The following is a 20181-nucleotide window of genomic DNA, read 5'->3' as shown; positions in this document are numbered from 1 at the left end:
GGTATTGTAGCGCTAATTCTATAGCCTTTATACCAAAAGCGATCATGAAAAACGCTCCCTTAAAAAGACACCGCTTTATTTTATCAGCCGTTTTTAGAATGCAATAAATCTTTATTGTATTCCAACATGGTGTTTTGTAAATCAAGTTTATATAACACATTTTCAATGTAAGCAAAATAAAGGCTTTCTTGTTCTTCTTTTAAGCCTTTAGATAAAATCACATCGCAATTTTCAAAATACAAACAAATATGTTTATTTTGCGTTTGAGATATCTTCGCATGGTTAAAAGCGTCAATATAGATTAAATTTTCCCATTTATCCAAAAGATCAAACTCTTCTACAGAGCGAGCCAAGCATAAAGGCACAATATGGTGCAACTCAAAACCCTTTTCTTTTTTAACGCCATGTTTTTCAAAATAAAGGGCTTTTTCTTTAATGGAGCGTTTGAGCTTTTTATCGTTTTGTTTGCTTTCTTCATTGAGCGTTTTTAAAATAAGCCTCTCTTTATTGGTTTCAAAAAACACGCTTTGTTCTAGCAAGCTAAAAATTTGTTGGGCTTGATTTTTCCAATTATGATAGTCTCTCTTGTCTAACTTGTTCCCGTTAAAATGGTTAGGGTTGCAATAATTTTGCACTAACTCTTTTAATTTTTCTTTTTGGATACGGCTTAAACTCCTATACTCTCTAACATATTCTATAATTTCACTTCTAGTAAAATTTTCAATATTTAAAAATGTAACAAAAAACATCATTTCTTCAATGTCTAAATAATGATTGTCAAGCTCTATCATTATCTCTCTGCATTCTGCTCCAAAACCTTGCAAAAGGTTTTCTAAAGCTTGCGTGTAACAAAAATTTTTTCTTAACAAATCTTGTGCGTTTAAAAATTCTATAGATAAGGGAGTTAAACTGATATATTTAATATTGCTTTGAATGTAGGGGTTTGTAGGTTCCTTATTTTTATTGTATCGCTCAATCAACCCCATTCTATGCATATCTACAAAAAGATTTTTTCTCAAGCTATCTTGGGTTACTTGATTCTTGTTTCTTAAGTTGTCTTGAGACATTTCAGACTTGCAGATACTATCAACCACTTTTGCATAAACCTCTTCGCCTATGATATTGCTAGGGCGTTTGCTCATATCGGTGGTGCGGATTTGCAAAAAATCCTCTCCCACTTCATTGAAAATAGCTTGAATAATGGTTTTAATTTTATTTTGATCGTAACGATTGTGTTGGGATAAGTGTAAGCCCCTATAATCAGAGCTTTTTATGCGATTAGCTAAGAATTTCAAACACTCTTTACTAGGGTCAAGCTGTGTGATTTCTAGCAAAATTTTTTCTAATTTTAGCATGTCAAATATCCTTTTTATTTGTATTCATTATACCTAAACATTTCCAAACTCTCATGCACATATTCAGCATGGCTCTCACACCCTATAAAATTACGCCCTAAACTTTTAGCCACTAAGCTAATCATGCCGCTGCCGCTAAATAAATCTAAAATCAAATCGTTTTCATTAGAGCTAGCCTTTATCATGCGCTCAATGAGCGTTTTAGGTTTAATGCTAGGGTGTTTTGGCTTAAGGATTTTACCATTCTCTTTTTCAACATGCCTTTGTGAAGTGATTTCCCACACATCAAGGCATAATTTACCCTTAGGGTTAGGGAACCAGCGTTTGTTATTTTTTAAAATCCCCTTACTTTGAGCATGTTTGATGCGTTCGGTGGATTCATAAGCGGTGCGAACTTCATCGGCATTAAAGGTGTAGTTTTTCTTGTGCATGCTATAAAATAAAATGCTTTCTTGCGCATGGTTATAACGCTTTTTGGCGTTGGCAAACCCATCTTTTTTAACCCAAGTGATAAAATTTAAAAAATGCACTTTTTTTTGGCGCAAATACGCTAAAAATAAAGCGCAATTAAAGGGGGTATTAAAGATATAAAAACTCCCTGTGTCTTTGATTTTGGGTAGCACTTTATCAATCCAAGCGTAAGAAAATGTTAAAAACTCTTCATCATTCTTAAAACTATCCCATGAAGCAATTTTAAGATTGTAAGGAGGATCAATAATGGCTAAATCAACGCTTTTATCTTCTAATTTGTCTAAGAATGTGAAAACATCTTCTATATAAATCTTATTCAAAATCAAACAAGTTTCCTAATTTTTGCTCAATCAAGGGCTTATAATTTTCATAGAGTTCATAACCTATAAAATTTCTTTTTAAAAGCTTTGCTTCTCTTAAGGTTGTCCCGCTCCCGCTAAATGGATCTAGAACCACATCGCCCACGCAACTATACAATCTAATCAAACGCCTTGCTAATTCAGCCGGCATCAAAGCCGCATGCTTACCAAAAGCAATATCGTTTTTATTAGGGATTGGGATTTCCCAAATTTGTTTAGTAAATTCCACCCATTCCTCTTGAGTCAATTGGCTTTGTTCTTTTTGCTCTTCTGTGGGTTGTTTGGGCTTGCCGTCTTTGACAAACACGCCGATAAATTCTATAGTATTTTGCGCATAAAAATTTCTAGGATAAGGGTAGCTCCCAAACATCAATCTTTTAGTAGGATTGGCGCGTTTCCAAATATAGACATCTAGTAAGAACATTTTAGGCTTGTTTTCTAGCGTATTATTTAAATCATGCAAAATGGAGCGCTGAATATCAGCATGCAAATCAAAGATATGGCGGTTATAGTGCGTGTTTAAAACCTTTTTAAGCATGGGCATTAAAGGCACATTGATGCATAGCTTACCATTGGGTTTTAACGCTCTGTAACACTCAAGCCAAACTTTTAAAAGACCTAAAAGATAATCTTCATATTTTTCTAACGCCCCTAAATCTTCAACATGTTGGGCTGAATGCTGTAAATCTTGTGTGCCATTTTTTGCGTAATCTTTGATGTTGAAATAAGGCGGGCTTGTGATGATCAAATCCACGCTATTATCTGGCACTTCATTCATGTTGGTGCTGCTATGATAAAACACTTTATTGATATTCAATCTTATTTTTACCTTTTATTAAACTTCAATGGGTTTCACAGAGATAATTTTACAATGAAATGGGGGTATTTTAAAAAAGTGAGTCAGTCAAAGCAATCTAAATTTTCAACAAGCCAAACTCCCTAACGCTCTCGCTTAAAAGGTAATCGTCTTCTAGTAAAAAATCTTTTTTTGCATGGGGGTATTGTAGCGCTTAATGGGTGGGCTTTGTTATAATACTGGTTTTTTAAGGAGCGTTATAATGAAAACGAACGAAGCGCAATTTTATGAAGTTTTAGAAAACCTTTTCATAGGCGTTAAGATTGAAGACAAGCCAGAAAGCCTTTTAGATTCTAGCCCTAGAGCCATCAAAAATGGCATGATCAACCTCATGAAGGCTAAAAGCCAATATTACCACCATAAAAAACAAGAATTAAAAAAACTCATTGATTCAAAATGCCAAGACAACAACGATCTCAAAGAAGAATTGTTTGACAAACTCTATAGCTTTTTCAAGCGTTATTTCAGCGCTAATGGAGGGATTTATTTCAACGACACGCCCCTTTATGATAATCTTTACACTAAAAGCGGTTATGAAAAATGCTCCCTTAAAAAAGACACCGCCTTATTTTATAAGACTAAAGATCTTTATTACGTGAAAAGCGAAACGATCTATAAGGATTTTTGCTTTGAATTAGAAAACATTCTTTTTAATTTTGACACTTCTTCATTGGAAAGTAAAAAGAATAATGAAAAAATAGATTTAGTCTTTACTCTAAAAGATACAGACACAAAAACTAACACCCTAAACTTTAGCGTTACGCTCAGCAGCAAGGGGAATCAAACAAAAACGAATGAAATCCTAAAAGATTGTTTCAATCAAGGCGTTGAAATTGGTGAAGAAATTTTAAAAAAAGCGTTTGTCAAATTCAAAAAGCAAGGCAGTATGGATTATTTTATCCATAAAAACGCGCTAGGGTTTTTAAAAGAGCAGTTGGATTTGTATTTGTTTGAATACCTTTTTAAAGAAATGACTGCATTTGATGCTAAACGCCTGAATGAGATCAACGTTATTAAAGAAGTGGCTTTAGAAGTGATTTTGTTAGTGAGCGAATTTGAAAACGAACTTTGTAAGATTTGGAACAAACCTCGCTTTGTATTGAACTCGCATTTCATTGTAAGCTTAGACAAACTCAAAGCTAAAAACTACGATTTGAGTAAAATCACAAACCACAAAAACTACCCCAAACAAGTCCAAGAATGGCAAGACTTGAATTTAACAACCACAGACAATCTTTTAAAAAACGAGTTCTTGCCCCTAGACACCCTCTATTTTAAAGATTTAGAAGAAGAGGTTAAAAGCTTATTCAGCGAAGATGAAATCAATGGCACGCTCATTAAAAGCGAAAACTACCAAGCCCTAAACTCTCTCAAAAACCGCTATAAAGAAAAAATAGACTGCATTTACATTGATCCGCCCTTTAATACCGGTAGCGATTTTGCTTACATAGACAGGTTTCAAGATAGCACATGGCTAAGCCTTATGCATAACCGCTTGCAACTCGCTTATGATTTTTTAAGCCCTCAAGGGAGCTTCTTTTTACATTTGGATAACAATGCGAATTATTTGGGGCGTATGCTACTTAATGATATTTTTGGTAAAGAAAATTTTAGGAACGAGGTTATATGGTATTACTCTAATAAAATGGCAAACAGTGGTAATAGTTTTGCTAAAAATACCGAAACAATTTTAAATTATTCTAAAGGTGAAGAATATATTTTCTATAGACAAAAAGAGCCAAGAAGCGAGCCAGTCCTTTTAAGCAAACGAGAAGGGCGAGATGGTAAAAATATGAGAGCAAGAGATGAAAATGGTAAGGTTATTTATGAATTATCTCATGAGCGTTATGTAGATACTTTATGGAATATAGCTATCATCGGTTCTACTTCAACCGAAAGGGTAAAAAGTGATGAAAATTTAACCCAAAAACCGGAAAAATTGCTAGAAAGAGTAATCAAAGCGAGCAGTAACGAAAACTCTATCGTGTGTGATTTTTTCGCTGGGAGCGGGACGACTTGCGCGGTGGCGCACAAGTTGAAGAGGAAGTATATCGGTGTTGAAATGGGGGAGCATTTTGAGCGCGTGATTTTGCCTCGCCTTAAAAAGGTTATAGGCGGTTTTAAAAGCGGCGCGCTTAAAGAATTTAATAAAGGTGGGGTGATCAAAGTTTATGAATTGGAAAGCTATGAAGAGATTTTAAGAAAAATCAAGTATGAAGACAACGACAAACCCCTAGCGTATGATGAACAATACAGCGATTTAGTGGAGCGTAAAAACGAATCTTACACGCTCAATATAGAAGCGCTAGAAAAAATGGGCGTGGATATTAAGGAAACTTTAGAAAATTTACACGGCGTTGGAGTGGAGTTTTTCAATGAAAAAGTGGTGAAATTTAAAGGGAATGATAAAGAAGTAGAAATCTTAAAAGCCTTAAAAGAAGCGCTCATTTGGTAAGGAAAAATCATGGCAAAGAAAAAAGATTTAACCACCGATAATGAAATTTTTGTCGCTCAAAAACTCGCTGAAGAGGAATTGAATATTAACGAGATTAACGAGCCGTTAGAAATGCTGGACTTTAAAAGCTTTGATAATAATAAGGAGCTTTTAGATTACCAACAGCAAGCTTTGATCAACGCTTTTAGAGTGCTTATTGCTTATTTTAGGGATTTCAAAGAAGATAAAAAAGAATTTTACGCGTTTTATCAAAAGCATTATTCATTCGCCAATTGCGATTTCGCTAAAAAGAAACTCAATCCTTTGTTAAAGAGCCATTTTAAGGTAGAAAATCATTGCGTAAGTTTTGAAAATTTTATCAACCGCTTGGCCTTTTACATGGCCACAGGGAGCGGTAAAACGATTGTCATTATCAAACTGGTAGAGCTTTTAAGCGTGGCTATAAGAATGGGTTTGATCCCTAAGAAAAATATCATGTTTTTTAGCGCGAACGAGCATTTAATCAAGCAATTTGAAAAAGAAATTGAAAAATACAACCGCAATAAGGACTATTTTAAACAAATTGATTTCAAAAGCCTTAAAAGCGTTACTAATAAGGATTTTTACCACTCTCCAAAAGATTCTTTAATGAAAGAAATCGTTCTTTTTTATTACCGCGCGGATTTAATGAATGATGAAGAAAGCAAGGAAAACCTTTTAAATTATAAGGATTATTGGGATAATGGGGAAAATTATGTGATTTTAGATGAAGCGCATAAGGGGAACAAGTCTGAAAGCAAAAGACAGGCTATTTTTAGCCTGCTGTCTTTAAAAGGGTTTTTATTCAATTTCAGCGCCACTTTCACTGAAGAGAGCGATCTCATCACTGCGGTGTATAATTTAAGCGTGGGCGAGTGGGTGAAACTTGGCTATGGTAAAGAGTCTGTTTTATTGAAGAAAAACAACTTAAACGCTTTTAAGGAATTAAAAGATTTAAACGATAGGGAAAAAGAGATCGCTCTTTTAAAGGCGTTGTTGCTTTTGGGCATGCAAAAACGCTATAAAACAGAAGGCTATTTTTACGACCCTTTAATGCTCGTGTTCACGCATTCTGTGAATGTTAAAAACAGCGATGCGGAAATCTTTTTCAAAACTTTAGCACGCGTGATTGAAAATGACGATGGAAGCGATTTTTTAAAAGCTAAAGAAGATTTATTGGAGGAATTAAAGAATCCGGAATTCCTTTTTAGCGATGATAAAGATAAAGACTATAAGGTTAAGGTTTTTAAAGAGAGTTTAAAAAGCATGGATTTTAAAGGCTTAAAAGAAGAAGTTTTTTATGCCAGTAACGGGCATATTGAAGTCATTATTAACCCTAAAAACAATCAAGAAATCGCTTTCAAGCTCAACACAAGCGATAAAGTCTTTTGCTTGATTAGAATAGGCGATATTACCGAATGGATTCGTGAAAAATTAAAGAGCGTGAAGGTGGTGAGTAAGAATTTGAGCTTTAAAGAAGAGAGCTATTTCAGCCAGATTGATAAGAGCAGTATCAATATCTTAGTGGGGTCTCGCGCTTTTGACACTGGGTGGGATAGCACAAGGCCTAGCGTGATTTTATTTTTAAATATAGGGCTTGATGATGACGCTAAAAAATTGGTGAAACAATCTTTTGGCAGAGGGGTAAGGATTGAAAGCGTCAAAAACCAACGCCAAAGGTTAGCGTATTTAGAAATAGATGAAACCATTAAAAAAGATTTGAAACCAAACGCTGCAATGTTAGAAACGCTTTTTGTGATACCCACCAACCATGCAAGCCTTGAAGCGATTTTAAAGTTCCAAAAAGAGAGCGAAAATAAGGGTGAGAATAGAGGTTCTTGGCGTGAAATCAAATTAGAAAAAACGCCCATAAAACACACCTTATTCGTGCCTTGCTACCGAAAAGAACAAACCAACGCTCTTAAAATTCCTCAAAGCGCTTCGTTTAAAATGAGCGAAAAAAATTTTAAGGATTTAAAAGAGTATTTTCATTTAATGAGTGAAAAGCATTTTATTTTAAAGCATGAAATTTATAACCCTAAAGATTACGAGCTGTTAAAAGACATGATACAAAAAGAGCATTTTAAAAAGGTACCAACTTGGCATTATAAAGATTTAGATTACATGATTTCTGAAATTAAAGGCAAGCTATACCCTAATCAAAAAGTGCCTAAAGACGAGTTTAACGCCCTAGATAATGAGAAAATCGTGCATTTTAAAAGGATTAAAGTTAAGGCGGATAAAAAAGAAGAATTGGTTAAAACCATTCAAGAAGTGAAAGAGTATGCACCTTTGGATAAAGAAACTCTAAGAATGAAAATCGCGCAAGGCGAGATCGATCCTTATGATACAGAAAAACACAAACAAAACAAAACCTTTAAAGTTGATGAAGCAGAGCTGTTAAAACTCAAAGAGCATTACTATACCCCGCTCATTAAAGCCAAAAACTGCGATTGGCTTAAGCATGTGGTTAAAGTAAAGAGCGAGAGCGATTTTTTAGAAGAGTTGTTAAAGATTACAGAAACGCTGCAAGAAAACTATGATTTTTGGGCGTTCAGCAAGATTGATGAGCATTTAGACCATTTGTTTATTCCCTATATAGACAACGCTACAGAAAGGCGCTTTTTCCCTGATTTTATCTTTTGGCTGCAAAAGAGCGGCACGCAGATCATTTGCTTCATTGATCCTAAAGGGAGCAAACACACTGATTACGAGCATAAGGCAGATGCGTATCAACTTTTTAAAGATAAAATTTTTAACCCTAAAGACAATCCCCATTTCAAAATCAAAGTGGTTTTAAAATTTTATGGGGATAAGGATGATGTGGGGGAGCGTTATAGAGATGATTGGATTAAAGAAGGGGAATTAAAAGATTTTTTTCTAAAACAATTAGCCTAATTTTATTGAAAGGGGTTAAAAATGCGCTTGAATCAGCCTTGAATAGAGTGCTAGTTTTTCACATCGCTTAAAAACACATGCCTTAAAAGTTTGGCTTCGCTTAAAAAAGCGTTTTTCAACACCGCGCTTTTATAAGTGTAATGATCTTCAATGCTTGAAACTTCGCCCACAAACACCCCCGCTCCAAAAATCCCATCCAGCCCGCTCGTTAGCACTTGATCGCCTATGTTAATTTCAGCGCTTGGGACAATAAAATCCACGATTAATTCTTGCTTGAAATTAGATCCTATGAAGCCTAGCACTTGATTTTTGCCTACCATCACGCTATAAGCGCACCGCTTGTGGGCGTTCAAAAACCCGTTCAAGCGCCCTTTTTCTAACACCGCAATGCCTATGGCTTGATTGTGAGAGACAAGGCCATAAATCTTATTTTCTTCTAAATTTACAATAGGGTTGAGAGAAACGCTGTGCGTGTCTTCTAAACTGATGAATGAAGTCATAAAAGTAGGGGTATAAGTCATTTTTGGATTTTCTAAAGGATAAATGCTATTCAAACGCTCTTTCAAATCGGCGTTTTCTAGTTTTAAAGCTTCTAAAATCAAGCGTTCTTTTTGAAATTCCTTAATGTTTTGGGCTTGAAAAAAATACGCTTGAATGTTGTCTAATAAGCTGTTTTTAGCGCTCATCAAGGCGTTTTTAATCCGGTCGCTGATATAAGAAGAACTGCCTTTAATGTCTAAAAAATAAAAAATAAGAAAAATCCCTAAAAGCCAAAGGAATTTAAAATAAAAACGCATGCATTATTCACTAAAACCCACACGGCTGAGTAAATCCAAATCTTGTATGGCTTCCCCTGTGCCTTTGGCTACGGCCAATAAAGGCTCATCGCCCACATACACAGGGAGTTTAACCATATCGCTTAAATACTTGTCTAAGCCCTTAATCAAAGCCCCACCGCCGGTAAGCACCACACCATTTTGCACAATGTCTTTCGCTAGATCCGGCTTCACCTCTTCAAGCACGCTCCTTAAAGCGCTAGAGATTTCCCTCACCTGATCTTTAATGGCTTCAAACACATCATCAGAGCTCAATTCAATCGTGTGCAACAGCCCGCTCACTTGATCCCTCCCTGACACTTCCATGGTGAGAGGCGGATCCAGTTTGATCGCGCAACCGATTTCAATCTTAATCTCTTCGCCGGTGCGCTCCCCTATCAACAAATTGAATTTCTTGCGGATGTATTCCACGATGCTTTGATCTAGTTTATCCCCAGCCACTCTAATGCTTTTAGAAATGACTAACCCCCCAAGGCTGATCACGCCAATTTCAGTCGTGCCACCGCCAATATCCACAATCAAACTCCCTTGCGGCTCTTTCACGGGTAAGCCCGCTCCAATCGCGGCTGCCATAGGCTCTTCAATCAAAAAGACTTCTCTAGCTCCCGCACTTAAAGCGCTCTCTTTAACCGCATTCCTTTCCACGCTTGTTAATCCATAGGGCACGCACACCATGATGCGCGGGCGGATCCATGTTTTTCGTTTGTGCGCTTTTTCAATAAAGTAGCGGATCATTTTAGCGGTAATGTCATAATCGGCAATCACGCCATCTTTCATGGGGCGAATCGCTCTGATGCTGTTAGGGGTTTTGCCTAGCATTTCCTTAGCCTCGCTCCCCACTGCCAAAATATCATAAGCTTTAGAATCAAACAATCCCATGCGCACCGCCACAATAGAAGGCTCATTGATAATAATGCCCTGCCCTTTGACTAACACGATCGTGTTAGCCGTGCCTAAATCTATGGCAATATCATGCGAAAACAAACCGATCAATTTGCTAAAAATCATGCCCTTTCTAATCCTTTATCGTTAAATTTATAAGCGTGTTCCTTAAGGAAGAATTTTAGAATGCGTTTTAGCAATGATCAAAGGTTCAGCTTGTTTTAAAACACAATCTTTAGTGATACGCACTTCCGATCCCTTAAGCTTGGGTAAATCAAACATAATATCCAAACAAAAATCTTCAATGATCGCCCTTAGTCCCCTAGCCCCGGTTTTTCTTTCTAATGCGAGCTTAGCGATTTCTTTAATGGCTTCTTCTTCAAAAATCAAATCCACTTCATCCATTTTGAAAAGCTGTTGGTATTGCTTGATTAGGGCGTTTTTAGGTTTTTGTAAAATATCCACCATCGCTTCTAAACTAATACTATCTAGCGTGCTTAAAACCGGCAAACGGCCAATAAGCTCAGGGATAAGCCCGTAAGTAACCAAGTCATGGGTTTGGACTAAATGCAAGATCGCTTCTTGCTCTTTTTTGCTCATCTTTTCTTGAGTGAAACCCAACACATTCTGCGTGGTGCGTTTTTTAATGATTTCAGCTAGCCCGTCAAACGCTCCGGCGCAAATGAATAAAATATCGCTCGTGTCAATTTGAATGAAATTGCCCTCAGGGTGTTTTCTGCCGCCTTTAGGGGGGATATTCACTAAAGAGCCTTCAACGATTTTTAACAACGCTTGCTGAACGCCCTCGCCAGAAACATCTCTAGTGATGGAACGGTTTTCTGACAAACGGCTGATTTTATCAATCTCGTCAATAAACACAATGCCTTTTTGGGCTTTTTGGACATTCCAATCGCTCGCTTGCAACAATCTTGTGAGGATATTTTCCACATCTTCGCCCACATAACCCGCTTCAGTTAGGCTGGTCGCATCGCTAATGGCGATAGGGATATCCAAATGCTTGGCGAGAGTTTGTGCCATTAAAGTTTTGCCTGATCCTGTAGGGCCGATTAGTAAAATATTAGACTTGCTCAACTCCACTTCTTCTAAATGCTCTAACTCCACATTGCTGTCTTGGTTGTCTTGTTTTTTGAGTTTTTCTTTAAAAGACAAGCGCTTGTAATGGTTATACACGGCTACGGAAAAAACCTTTTTGGCCTGCTCTTGGCCTATCACATAATTGTCTAAAACCGCCTTAAGCTCTTTAGGGGCTGGAATATGAGAGAGCAAAAACTCTTCTTCATAAGCGCTAGATTCCATTCTTCTCAATCGGTCTCTTTTGAGCGCTAATAAAGAATTGTCGTATTTGTGCAATTCCCCATGCATCACATCTATACAATATTCGCACACGCACACATCTTTATTGAGATTGCTCGCAAAAATAATGCGGCGTTTTTTGGGATCTCTGGATTCTGGTTTTTTGCAAAAACTGCAATAAAGCGTTTCGTTCATGTTATTCCTCTTGTTTTTCTCCGCTAGAATATTCGCTTGACTTATACGCCACGCCCCTAGAACTCTCTAAAATAAAAGAGCAAATCTCTTTTACAAAAGGGTTATTGGCATGCTCTTCTAACTCTAATTTAGCGCTCTCTCGCAAGGAGAGAACAGGGCGGAACAACCTTTTATAAAGCGCATGGATGAAATCAATATCCTTACTCTCTAATAATTGGCGCATCCTGTGGCGGTTTAACCCCCTAATAAAAGCACGATTGCCCTCTACGGTGCAATAAGGCGGCACATCTTTGCCTAAAGCGCTCTTACCGGCTATCATGCACCCTTTAGCGATACGCACAAACTGATGGATTGCTGTAAGACCGCCAATATTGACATAATCGCCTATTTCAATATGCCCTGCTAAAGTTACGCCATTAGCCAAAATACAATGGCTTCCAATCACGCAATCATGAGCGACATGCACATAAGCCATGAGCAGGTTTTTATCCCCAATAAGGGTTTTTTTAATCCCCCCTTCAGTGCCGGGATTTATCATGCAAAATTCACGAATAAGGTTGTCTTCTCCAATAATCAGTTCGCTGTATTCGCCCTTGTATTTTAAATCTTGAGGCTGTGTGCCTAGCACGGCAAAAGGAAAAATTTCAGTGTTTTTCCCAATGAAAGTATGCCCTTGTAAGGTTACATTGTTATGGAGTTTCACGCCATCATCTAGTTTGACGCCATCTCCAATCACGCAAAATTCCCCAATCTCTACGCCCTTATTAATCTCTGCTTTAGGAGAGATAATGGCTGTTTTTGCAATCTTACTCATTTTTATTCTCTCTCTGCGATCATGGCTTTTAATTCGGCTTCAGCGACCACTTTGCCATCCACTTGAGCCGTGCCGCCCACTTGCCAGATCATGCCCTTATGCTTTAAGACTTCTAAATGGTATTCTAATCTGTCGCCTGGGGTTACAGGAATGCGGAATTTAACCTTATCAATCGTCATGAAATACACGATTTTTGTTTTGGCTATTTCAGGGTCAAACCCCCACAAGCTAGTGAAAGCTAAAAACCCTCCCGTTTGCGCCATGCCCTCTACGATCAAAACGCCCGGGAAAATGGGCTTATTAGGGAAATGCCCGTTAAACATGTCTTCATTAAAAGTGATATTCTTATAAGCGGCAATTTTTTGATTGGCTTGTAACTCTATAATTCTATCTACTAAGAGCATGGGATAGCGGTGAGGTAGAATCTGTAAGATATGCTCTATAAAAAATTGAGATTGCAAGTTTTGATGGCTTTGTTCCATAAAATAAACTCCTTGTTTTGGATTCAATTAAAGCGCCATTTTTAGCGTTGGTTATTCTAAAAAATAACCGCTATTATACCATAAGAAAACCGCTCGCTTGTATTTGCAAAAACACCGATGCATTGCGCCATAAGTTTAAAGAAACGCTTTATTCAAACACCACTCATGCACCGCTCATGCATCATTCATGCGTGTGGCTTAGAATATTCTCTCTTAAATGGTAGTGTGGGTATTTATTAGAATCCAAAACCACTTGCCCCATGAGCTGTTTGTCCAAATTGAAAATTAAAGGGGCTAAATAATTCACCGTAGAAAGCTCAATGGGGGTTTGAACGACCATGATATTAGCGACTAGAACGCTCTTGGCTCCCTCTAATTCTAAAAGGATTTTTAAGGGGGTAGGCACTTCAAATTCGTATTTTCTTAAAGCAAAGGGATTGACCAGCGTGAAAGACACCACGGAATTGTCTTCTGCGCTATTCAAACGCAAAAAGATTTCATCAACCTTTTGCAAGTGCATTTTATGAATGGTTTCAAACCCTAATATAGGCGCTTTCACATCAAAAATCATAGGCGATTGCATTCCCTTTAAAAAAGCACAAAATCTTCTCCTTAAAGAATAAAAGACCGCCTTAAAACCAGCGCTCAATGATTTCTAAACTAAAAATCTGTATTATATCAAACAATTTTGGTAAAATCAATTTTTGCTAGTTTTGGGTATAATCCCAATAACTTAACCATGATGGAAGTTTAACTGAACAATTATAAAATATAATAAGGAGTGAAAAATGAGCAAAATAAAACCACAAATCAAGAGAAATAATCCCAGCAAATCTCATTACAGCACTGGGTGGAACGTTTTTGGTGCGGTGTGTATGATTGGAGAAATGGTCTTTAAAATATACAACGGAATCAAGAAAGCGAAGAAAAAATAAATTTGAGCGTAATGAAAGTTATTTTTAAAAAATTTAATCTTTATAAGACAGGTGGCATGCGTTTAAAATATTTTAAAACTTTCCTTTTTATCACAATGGCAATCATTGTTATAGGCACCGGTTGCGCGAACAAAAAGAAGAAAAAAGACGAATACAACAAACCGGCGATCTTTTGGTATCAAGGGATTTTGAGAGAAATCCTTTTTGCTAATTTAGAAACAGCGGACAATTACTATTCTTCTTTACAAAGCGAACACATCAATTCCCCCCTTGTCCCAGAAGCGATGCTAGCTTTAGGGCAAGCGCACATGAAAAAGAAAGAGTATGTTTTGGCGTCTTTTTACTTTGATGAATACATCAAGCGCTTTGGGACGAAAGACAATGTGGATTATTTGACTTTTTTAAAATTGCAATCGCATTATTACGCTTTCAAAAACCATTCTAAAGACCAGGAATTTATCTCTAATTCTATTGTGAGTTTAGGCGAATTTATAGAAAAATACCCTAATAGCCGTTACCGCCCCTATGTAGAATACATGCAAATCAAATTCATTTTAGGGCAAAATGAGCTCAATCGCGCGATCGCGAATGTCTATAAAAAACGCCACAAGCCCGAGGGCGTGAAACGCTATTTAGAAAGGATAGATGAGACTTTAGAAAAAGAGACTAAACCCAAACCATCGCACATGCCTTGGTATGTGTTAATTTTTGATTGGTAGGATATTTCAAAACCATACAAATTTATAACAGAGAGATGAAAAATGACTGAAGATTTTCCTAAAATTCTGCCTTTATTGGTAGAAGAAGACACTTTTTTATACCCCTTTATGATAGTCCCTATTTTTTTGCAAAATAACGCGAGCATCAAGGCGGTGGCTTACGCTAAAAACAATAAATCGTTAGTCTTTATTGCATGCCAAAAAGACAAATTGAATGACAATGAAGCCCCTTATTATGACGTGGGGGTGATTGGATCGGTGATGCGTGAAGCCAACATGCCTAATGGGCGCGTGAAATTGCTCTTTAATGGCATCGCTAAGGGGCGCATTTTAGAGCCTGCCAAAGAAAACGAGCAAGGCTTTTTAGAAGCTCAAATAAGCCCCATTGAATATTTAGAATACGATAAAGAAAACATTCAAGCTATTGTTGAAGTCTTAAAAGAAAAAGTGATCACTCTAGCGAATGTCAGCTCGCTCTTCCCCCCAGATCTGATCAAAGCCTTAGAAGACAATGACGATCCTAACCGCATCGCTGATTTAATCGCAGCGGCCTTGCATTTGAAAAGAGATCAAGCGTATTCTCTTTTTGCCAACAACAACACCGAACAGCGCTTGTTGGATTTGATTGATATTGTGATAGAAGAGACTAAAACCCAAAAACTCCAAAAAGAAATCAAATCCAAAGTCCATCAAAAAATGGAGCAAACCAATAAGGAATATTTCTTAAAAGAGCAGCTCAAACAAATCCAAAAAGAACTTGGCACAGACAAACAGCGAGATGAAGATTTAAACCAATACTACCAAAAACTAGAAAGCATCAAGCCTTTTTTAAAAGAAGAAGCGTTTAAGGAGATTAAAAAGCAAATTGACCGGCTGAGCCGAACCCATGCAGACAGCTCTGATAGCGCGACTTTACAAAATTATATTGAAACCATGTTAGATGTACCTTTTGGGCAATATGAAAAAAAAGCACTAGACATTAAGCATGTCAAAGAGCAATTGGATAACGATCATTATTCCTTAAAAAGGCCTAAAGAGCGCATTGTAGAATACTTTGCCACCATGCAGCTTTTAGAAATGCGCCACAAGAAAAAGCCAGAAAAAAAAGACAAAGCTAAAGGCACGATTTTATGCTTTTATGGGCCTCCTGGCGTGGGTAAAACGAGTTTGGCTAATTCCATCGCTAAAGCGATAGAGCGCCCTTTAGTTCGGATCGCTTTGGGGGGCTTAGAAGACGTGAATGAACTAAGAGGGCACAGACGCACTTATATAGGCTCAATGCCCGGGCGTATTGTCCAAGGGCTTATTGAAGCTAAAAAGATGAATCCGGTCATGGTTTTAGATGAAATTGATAAGGTGGATCGAAGCGTTAGGGGCGATCCAGCGAGCGCTTTATTAGAGATCTTAGACCCTGAGCAAAATATCGCTTTTAGGGATCATTACGCGAATTTTAGCATTGATTTATCGCAAGTGATTTTTATCGCTACCGCTAATAATATTGACAGGATTCCGGCCCCTTTAAGAGACAGAATGGAATTTATCAGCGTGTCCAGCTACACGCCTAATGAAAAAGAAGAAATCGCTAAAAACTATCTCATCCCCCAAGAATTAGAAAAGCACGCCCTAAAGCCTAGCGAAGTGGATATTAGCCATGAGTGTTTGAAACTCATTATTGAAAAATACACCAGAGAAGCGGGCGTTAGGGATTTACGAAGACAGATCGCAACGATTATGCGTAAAGTAGCTTTAAAATACCTAGAAGATAGCCCGCACAAAAAAGGGCGGACCAAAAAAGGCGAAAATCAAAAAGGCGAAAATGAAAAAAGCGAAAAAAGAGGTGGAAACAAAGATTTCTGCGTCTCTATCACGCCTAACAACCTTAAAGAGTATTTAGAACGCATGGTGTTTGAAATTGACCCCATAGATGAAGAAAATAAAATCGGTATCGTCAATGGTTTGGCATGGACTCCAGTGGGTGGTGATGTGCTTAAAATTGAAGTGCTTAAGATCAGGGGCAAGGGGGAATTGAAACTCACCGGGAGCTTAGGCGATGTGATGAAAGAATCCGCTATCATCGCTTTTTCTGTCGTTAAAGTCTTGCTAGATGAAGAAAAATTAAAAGCCCCCAAAATCCCTAGCGAAACCGATGCAGAGAATAAGAAAAAGAAAAAAGCGCTGAAAGTTTATAACGCTTATGATTTGCACTTGCATGTCCCTGAGGGGGCTACGCCTAAAGACGGACCGAGCGCTGGGATCGCTATGGCGAGCGTGATGGCGAGCATTTTGTGCGACCGAGCTACAAGAAGCGAAGTGGCAATGACGGGCGAATTGACTTTGAGCGGGGAAGTTTTACCCATAGGAGGGTTGAAAGAAAAGTTGATCGCCGCTTTTAAAGCCGGCATTAAAACCGCTCTCATTCCCGTTAAAAATTACGAAAGGGATTTAGATGAGATCCCTGCTGAAGTGCGAGAGAATTTAAACATCGTTGCGGTGAAAAACATCGCTGAAGTGTTAGAAAAAACTTTACTTTAGAATTTGGCATGAAAGCAGGCATTATTGGTTTAGGGCTTATGGGGGGGAGTTTAGGGCTAGCCTTACAAGAATGGGGGCGTTTTAAAAGCGTTATAGGCTATGATCATAACGCTTTGCATGCTAAATTGGCTTTGACTTTGGGGCTTGTAGATGAATGCGTGGAATTTGAAAAGATTTTAGAATGCGATGTGATTTTTTTAGCCATTCCAGTTGAGGGCATCATTGAATGTTTGAAAAAAATGACCTCTATCAAAAAAAGCGCAACGATTATTGATTTAGGGGGTGCTAAAGCGCAAATCATTCGCAATATCCCTAAAAGCATCCGTCAAAATTTCATCGCCGCGCACCCCATGTGTGGGACAGAGTTTTATGGCCCTAAAGCGAGCGTTAAGGGGCTGTATGAAAACGCTTTGGTGATATTGTGCGATTTAGAAGATTCAGGGGCTGAGCAAGTAGAGATCGCTAAAGAAATCTTTTTAGGCATTAAAGCGCGCTTGATCAAGATGAAATCCAATGAGCATGACACCCATGTGGCTTATATCAGCCATTTACCCCATGTTTTGAGCTACGCTCTAGCTAACAGCGTTTTAAAGCAAAACGATCCAGAGATGATTCTATCCTTAGCGGGTGGGGGTTTTAGGGATATGAGCCGTTTGTCTAAAAGCTCGCCTTTAATGTGGAAAGATATTTTCAAACAAAACCGAGACAATGTCTTAGAAGCGATTGAAAAATGCGAAAAAGAAATCGCAAAAGCTAAGGCTTGGATAGAAAATAACGATTATGAAAGCCTTGCAGAATGGATGGTGCAAGCGAACAAACTCCAGGAGTTCATGTAAAATAATTTAAAATTTGCATATTGTTGTTTTTAGGGGTGCGAGGAGCGAAATGGGGTATTTGGATTGTTTTTATGGATTATAGGCTGTTTCATATAAATAGCATGGATTGATCTGATAAACTAGCAAACAACCATAAGAGATTATCTTAAATCCGGATCTATTGTTGTATTTGCCATAATCATTTCTATTTCATTCCTCCAACACCTATGAAACCCTTATCGCTTCCAACAAAAAACCAATTTTAGCCGTTTAGAAATTTGATTTCTTAAACCTTTATCCAAAATACCGGTGTTTTTACGGGTATTTTATATTGGTATTTTAAGAGCAGTTTTTAATATTTCTTAGAATTATTCATGTATTTAGGCAATTCATTCAACTCAGCGTTTTTATTGTTCTTAAAAACCACTTGTTTTTCAACTCGTTCATATTCCTTGCAATCTCTTCTCATTTCTTGTAAGGGATAGTTTTGGTTGTCATTAGGGATATAAAAGCATTCGCTTTTAGCGTTTTCATAGCTATCCGTTAGGCTTATATCATAGTGGTACCAAAATCCGCTAGGGATAGCGATATTCTTAGAACTAAAAGTCCTATAACCCTGTTTGATGATGGTGAGTTCTTCTACTAAAACTTGATGGTATTTCCTGGCTAAATTACGGCCCTCTTTTTCCACCAATAAAACAGAATGCCTGTTGGTGTTTTTGGCTTCAGGGGTGATATTAGTCATTCTGTAAGTCTCTCTTAAAGGATTAGAGGCAAAATCAAAAGAAGCGTCATTCGCCACAAAATGCCCCCTATCAAAACCGCTTCTGGTGTAATCTTGTGTCGTGGCTTGTTGGTATTCGGCTAATCGTGTGTCCGTTTTAAACTCATAGCGTTTTTCAATGTTATTTTTATCCACTAAATCCCCAAACAACACGCTCACGCCATAAATAGGGTTTTTTAATTCGCTAGAATAACACACCGAATAGAAGTTATTTTTTAAGACCTTGCAATCAATGTTAGTGAGCATGCCATTAGCGTTATAAGTGGGATTGCGATTTTTAGTGGGGTTAGCGCTATTGACTTGATCCTTGATTTCATTAAGCTTTTTAGCGGTGTAGCTGTTAATGGCCTTAGTGAAATTATCCAGCATGTCTGCTTGGAGCCAACTCATAGCGATCAAACTGAAACAGAGCCAATTTTTAAAGATTTTCATGTTTCACTCCCTTTTTGATTGGCTTGAATACTACAATAATATTTTTAATAGTTTATTTTTAAGGATCTTTTTTATTTTATAGCGAGTTTATAGCGAGCGGATGCTTACTGCTAGCGGATTAGTTATCCTTATGTCAAACAAAGCTAAAAATTTTTTAGCCCAAGCGTTTTAAATTCCTCTAGCTTTTAAACCACATTGTTTATTCTATATCGTTTATTTTTACCCACTAAATAGGCGTAGCGTTTTGATGCGTTAAATCGCGCGTTGAATGATCAAACTCAAGAATAAAAAATTTCATTGTATTTTTTAGTGCTTTCATCTATCCCCCATGCGTCTTCGTCAATATCGCCCAAGTTTAAATAGTCTTCGTTAGAGTCTAAAAGATCACAACAAATCCTTTTTTGCTCGTTTAAATCTAAATTGTGGAACTCTTCGCTATGGATTTCATCCATCTTATTATTGGTGCGTTTTAAAATGCGCTCATTAAGATCATTAAAGATTTTTAGGCATTCGCTCTTACTTTTAGCGTTAAGGATTTGTTTTTTAATTTCTAAATTCACTTCTTTCAATTCAGCATAGACAAAACTCCCGCCCCCTTTAAAACCGCATTTTTTAGAAATGCCCCCTTGCTCGCCCTCTATGACTTTTTTTAACCTTTCTTTAGTGATCGTTTCTATATAGTCCATTTGCTCGATGCCAATGTAGCGGCGTTTCATTTTGTGCGCCGCCGCGCAAGTCGTCCCGCTCCCAGCAAAAAAGTCTAACACGAGATCGTTTTCTTGGGTGGAAATTTCTAAAATATCTTTAATAAGTCGTTCGGGTTTTTTGCCAGCTTTCCATACTAAATTTGCTTCTTTATTGATATTCATCATATCTTTATAAAAGCTTCCCCACCAATCTCCCCTTATTTTTCTTAATCCAATTTTTGCGTCAAAATCATCAGTTTCGCCAATAGCATCACTTAATTTAAGAAGTTGTCTTATAATATTATTTGAATTTTTAAATATTAAATATTGATTATATTCTACA

17 protein-coding genes are annotated in these 20181 nt (G+C 37.4%); 6 read left to right on the top strand and 11 right to left on the bottom strand.

From position 1 onward, the window contains the following. Positions 1-83: 83 nt before the first annotated feature. Genes BZK24_RS00400 through BZK24_RS00390 form a run of 3 tightly spaced genes read right to left on the bottom strand, consistent with a single transcriptional unit; the run spans position 84 to position 3002 of the window. Positions 84-1355, bottom strand: coding sequence for a restriction endonuclease subunit R (locus BZK24_RS00400; protein WP_077656215.1), 1272 nt, complete (start codon positions 1353-1355; stop codon positions 84-86). A 14-nt stretch (positions 1356-1369) separates the two neighbouring features. Further along, entirely contained in the window at positions 1370-2152 is a 783-nt protein-coding gene (locus tag BZK24_RS00395; protein WP_077656214.1) for a DNA methyltransferase, read from the bottom strand. Then, positions 2139-3002 carry a DNA-methyltransferase gene (locus BZK24_RS00390; RefSeq protein WP_001024641.1) on the bottom strand — a complete coding sequence of 288 codons (864 nt, stop codon included), beginning with the start codon at positions 3000-3002 and terminating at the stop codon, positions 2139-2141. Before BZK24_RS00390 ends, BZK24_RS00395 begins: the two co-directional genes overlap by 14 nt. Positions 3003-3243: 241 nt before the next feature. Here BZK24_RS00390 and BZK24_RS00385 point away from each other — a divergent pair, with 241 nt between their 5' ends. Both BZK24_RS00385 and BZK24_RS00380 read left to right on the top strand, forming a co-directional pair. Next, the gene (locus tag BZK24_RS00385; RefSeq protein WP_077656213.1) at positions 3244-5496 is read left to right on the top strand and encodes a site-specific DNA-methyltransferase; all 2253 of its coding nucleotides are present in this window, start codon (positions 3244-3246) and stop codon (positions 5494-5496) included. Between the two features lie 9 nt (positions 5497-5505). Then, positions 5506-8412, top strand: a complete 2907-nt coding sequence (locus BZK24_RS00380) for a DEAD/DEAH box helicase family protein (protein WP_077656212.1) — start codon at positions 5506-5508, stop codon at positions 8410-8412. A 50-nt stretch (positions 8413-8462) separates the two neighbouring features. Here BZK24_RS00380 and mreC read toward each other — a convergent pair whose 3' ends face one another. The 5 genes from mreC to fabZ are packed head-to-tail and all read right to left on the bottom strand — an operon-like array spanning position 8463 to position 12935. After that, entirely contained in the window at positions 8463-9209 is a 747-nt protein-coding gene (gene mreC, locus BZK24_RS00375; protein ID WP_001213350.1) for a rod shape-determining protein MreC, read from the bottom strand. Positions 9210-9212: 3 nt separating this feature from the next. Then, a complete protein-coding gene (locus BZK24_RS00370; RefSeq protein ID WP_000577744.1) occupies positions 9213-10256 on the bottom strand; it encodes a rod shape-determining protein in 1044 nt (347 codons plus the stop codon). A 42-nt stretch (positions 10257-10298) separates the two neighbouring features. Further along, entirely contained in the window at positions 10299-11639 is a 1341-nt protein-coding gene (gene clpX, locus BZK24_RS00365; protein ID WP_001006283.1) for an ATP-dependent protease ATP-binding subunit ClpX, read from the bottom strand. A gap of 1 nt (position 11640) precedes the next feature. Beyond that, positions 11641-12453 carry an acyl-ACP--UDP-N-acetylglucosamine O-acyltransferase gene (gene lpxA / locus BZK24_RS00360; RefSeq protein WP_077656211.1) on the bottom strand — a complete coding sequence of 271 codons (813 nt, stop codon included), beginning with the start codon at positions 12451-12453 and terminating at the stop codon, positions 11641-11643. A 2-nt stretch (positions 12454-12455) separates the two neighbouring features. Continuing rightward, positions 12456-12935: a 3-hydroxyacyl-ACP dehydratase FabZ gene (gene fabZ / locus BZK24_RS00355; protein WP_077656210.1), complete on the bottom strand. Its 480-nt coding sequence runs from the start codon at positions 12933-12935 to the stop codon at positions 12456-12458. Between the two features lie 47 nt (positions 12936-12982). Here fabZ and BZK24_RS09820 point away from each other — a divergent pair, with 47 nt between their 5' ends. Next, on the top strand, positions 12983-13159 hold the full coding sequence (locus BZK24_RS09820) for a flavoprotein oxidoreductase (protein ID WP_082231906.1): 177 nt from the start codon (positions 12983-12985) through the stop codon (positions 13157-13159). On the opposite strand, the gene fliW is transcribed toward BZK24_RS09820, so the two are convergent. Beyond that, positions 13117-13506: a flagellar assembly protein FliW gene (fliW, locus tag BZK24_RS00345; RefSeq protein ID WP_001861714.1), complete on the bottom strand. Its 390-nt coding sequence runs from the start codon at positions 13504-13506 to the stop codon at positions 13117-13119. The two genes, BZK24_RS09820 and fliW, sit on opposite strands and share 43 nt — an antisense overlap. 420 nt (positions 13507-13926) lie before the next feature. Here fliW and bamD point away from each other — a divergent pair, with 420 nt between their 5' ends. Genes bamD through BZK24_RS00330 form a run of 3 tightly spaced genes read left to right on the top strand, consistent with a single transcriptional unit; the run spans position 13927 to position 17957 of the window. After that, positions 13927-14589, top strand: a complete 663-nt coding sequence (gene bamD / locus BZK24_RS00340; RefSeq protein WP_025446925.1) for an outer membrane protein assembly factor BamD — start codon at positions 13927-13929, stop codon at positions 14587-14589. 42 nt (positions 14590-14631) lie between these two features. Then, entirely contained in the window at positions 14632-17121 is a 2490-nt protein-coding gene (gene lon / locus BZK24_RS00335) for an endopeptidase La (RefSeq protein ID WP_077656208.1), read from the top strand. A gap of 8 nt (positions 17122-17129) precedes the next feature. Then, complete coding sequence (locus BZK24_RS00330) at positions 17130-17957, top strand: prephenate dehydrogenase (protein ID WP_077656207.1); 828 nt, start codon at positions 17130-17132, stop codon at positions 17955-17957. A 331-nt stretch (positions 17958-18288) separates the two neighbouring features. Here BZK24_RS00330 and BZK24_RS00325 read toward each other — a convergent pair whose 3' ends face one another. Then, entirely contained in the window at positions 18289-19152 is an 864-nt protein-coding gene (locus tag BZK24_RS00325; protein WP_171972350.1) for a DNA/RNA non-specific endonuclease, read from the bottom strand. 278 nt (positions 19153-19430) lie between these two features. Further along, on the bottom strand, positions 19431-20181 hold a 751-nt coding region (locus BZK24_RS00320), incomplete at its 5' end, for a DNA methyltransferase (protein ID WP_143424355.1).

This window comes from Helicobacter pylori (assembly GCF_001998165.1).
GTDB lineage: Bacteria > Campylobacterota > Campylobacteria > Campylobacterales > Helicobacteraceae > Helicobacter > Helicobacter pylori_DL.
The sequence above is the reverse complement of the archived record's forward strand: the minus strand, read 5'-3'. Positions and strand labels throughout refer to the sequence as shown.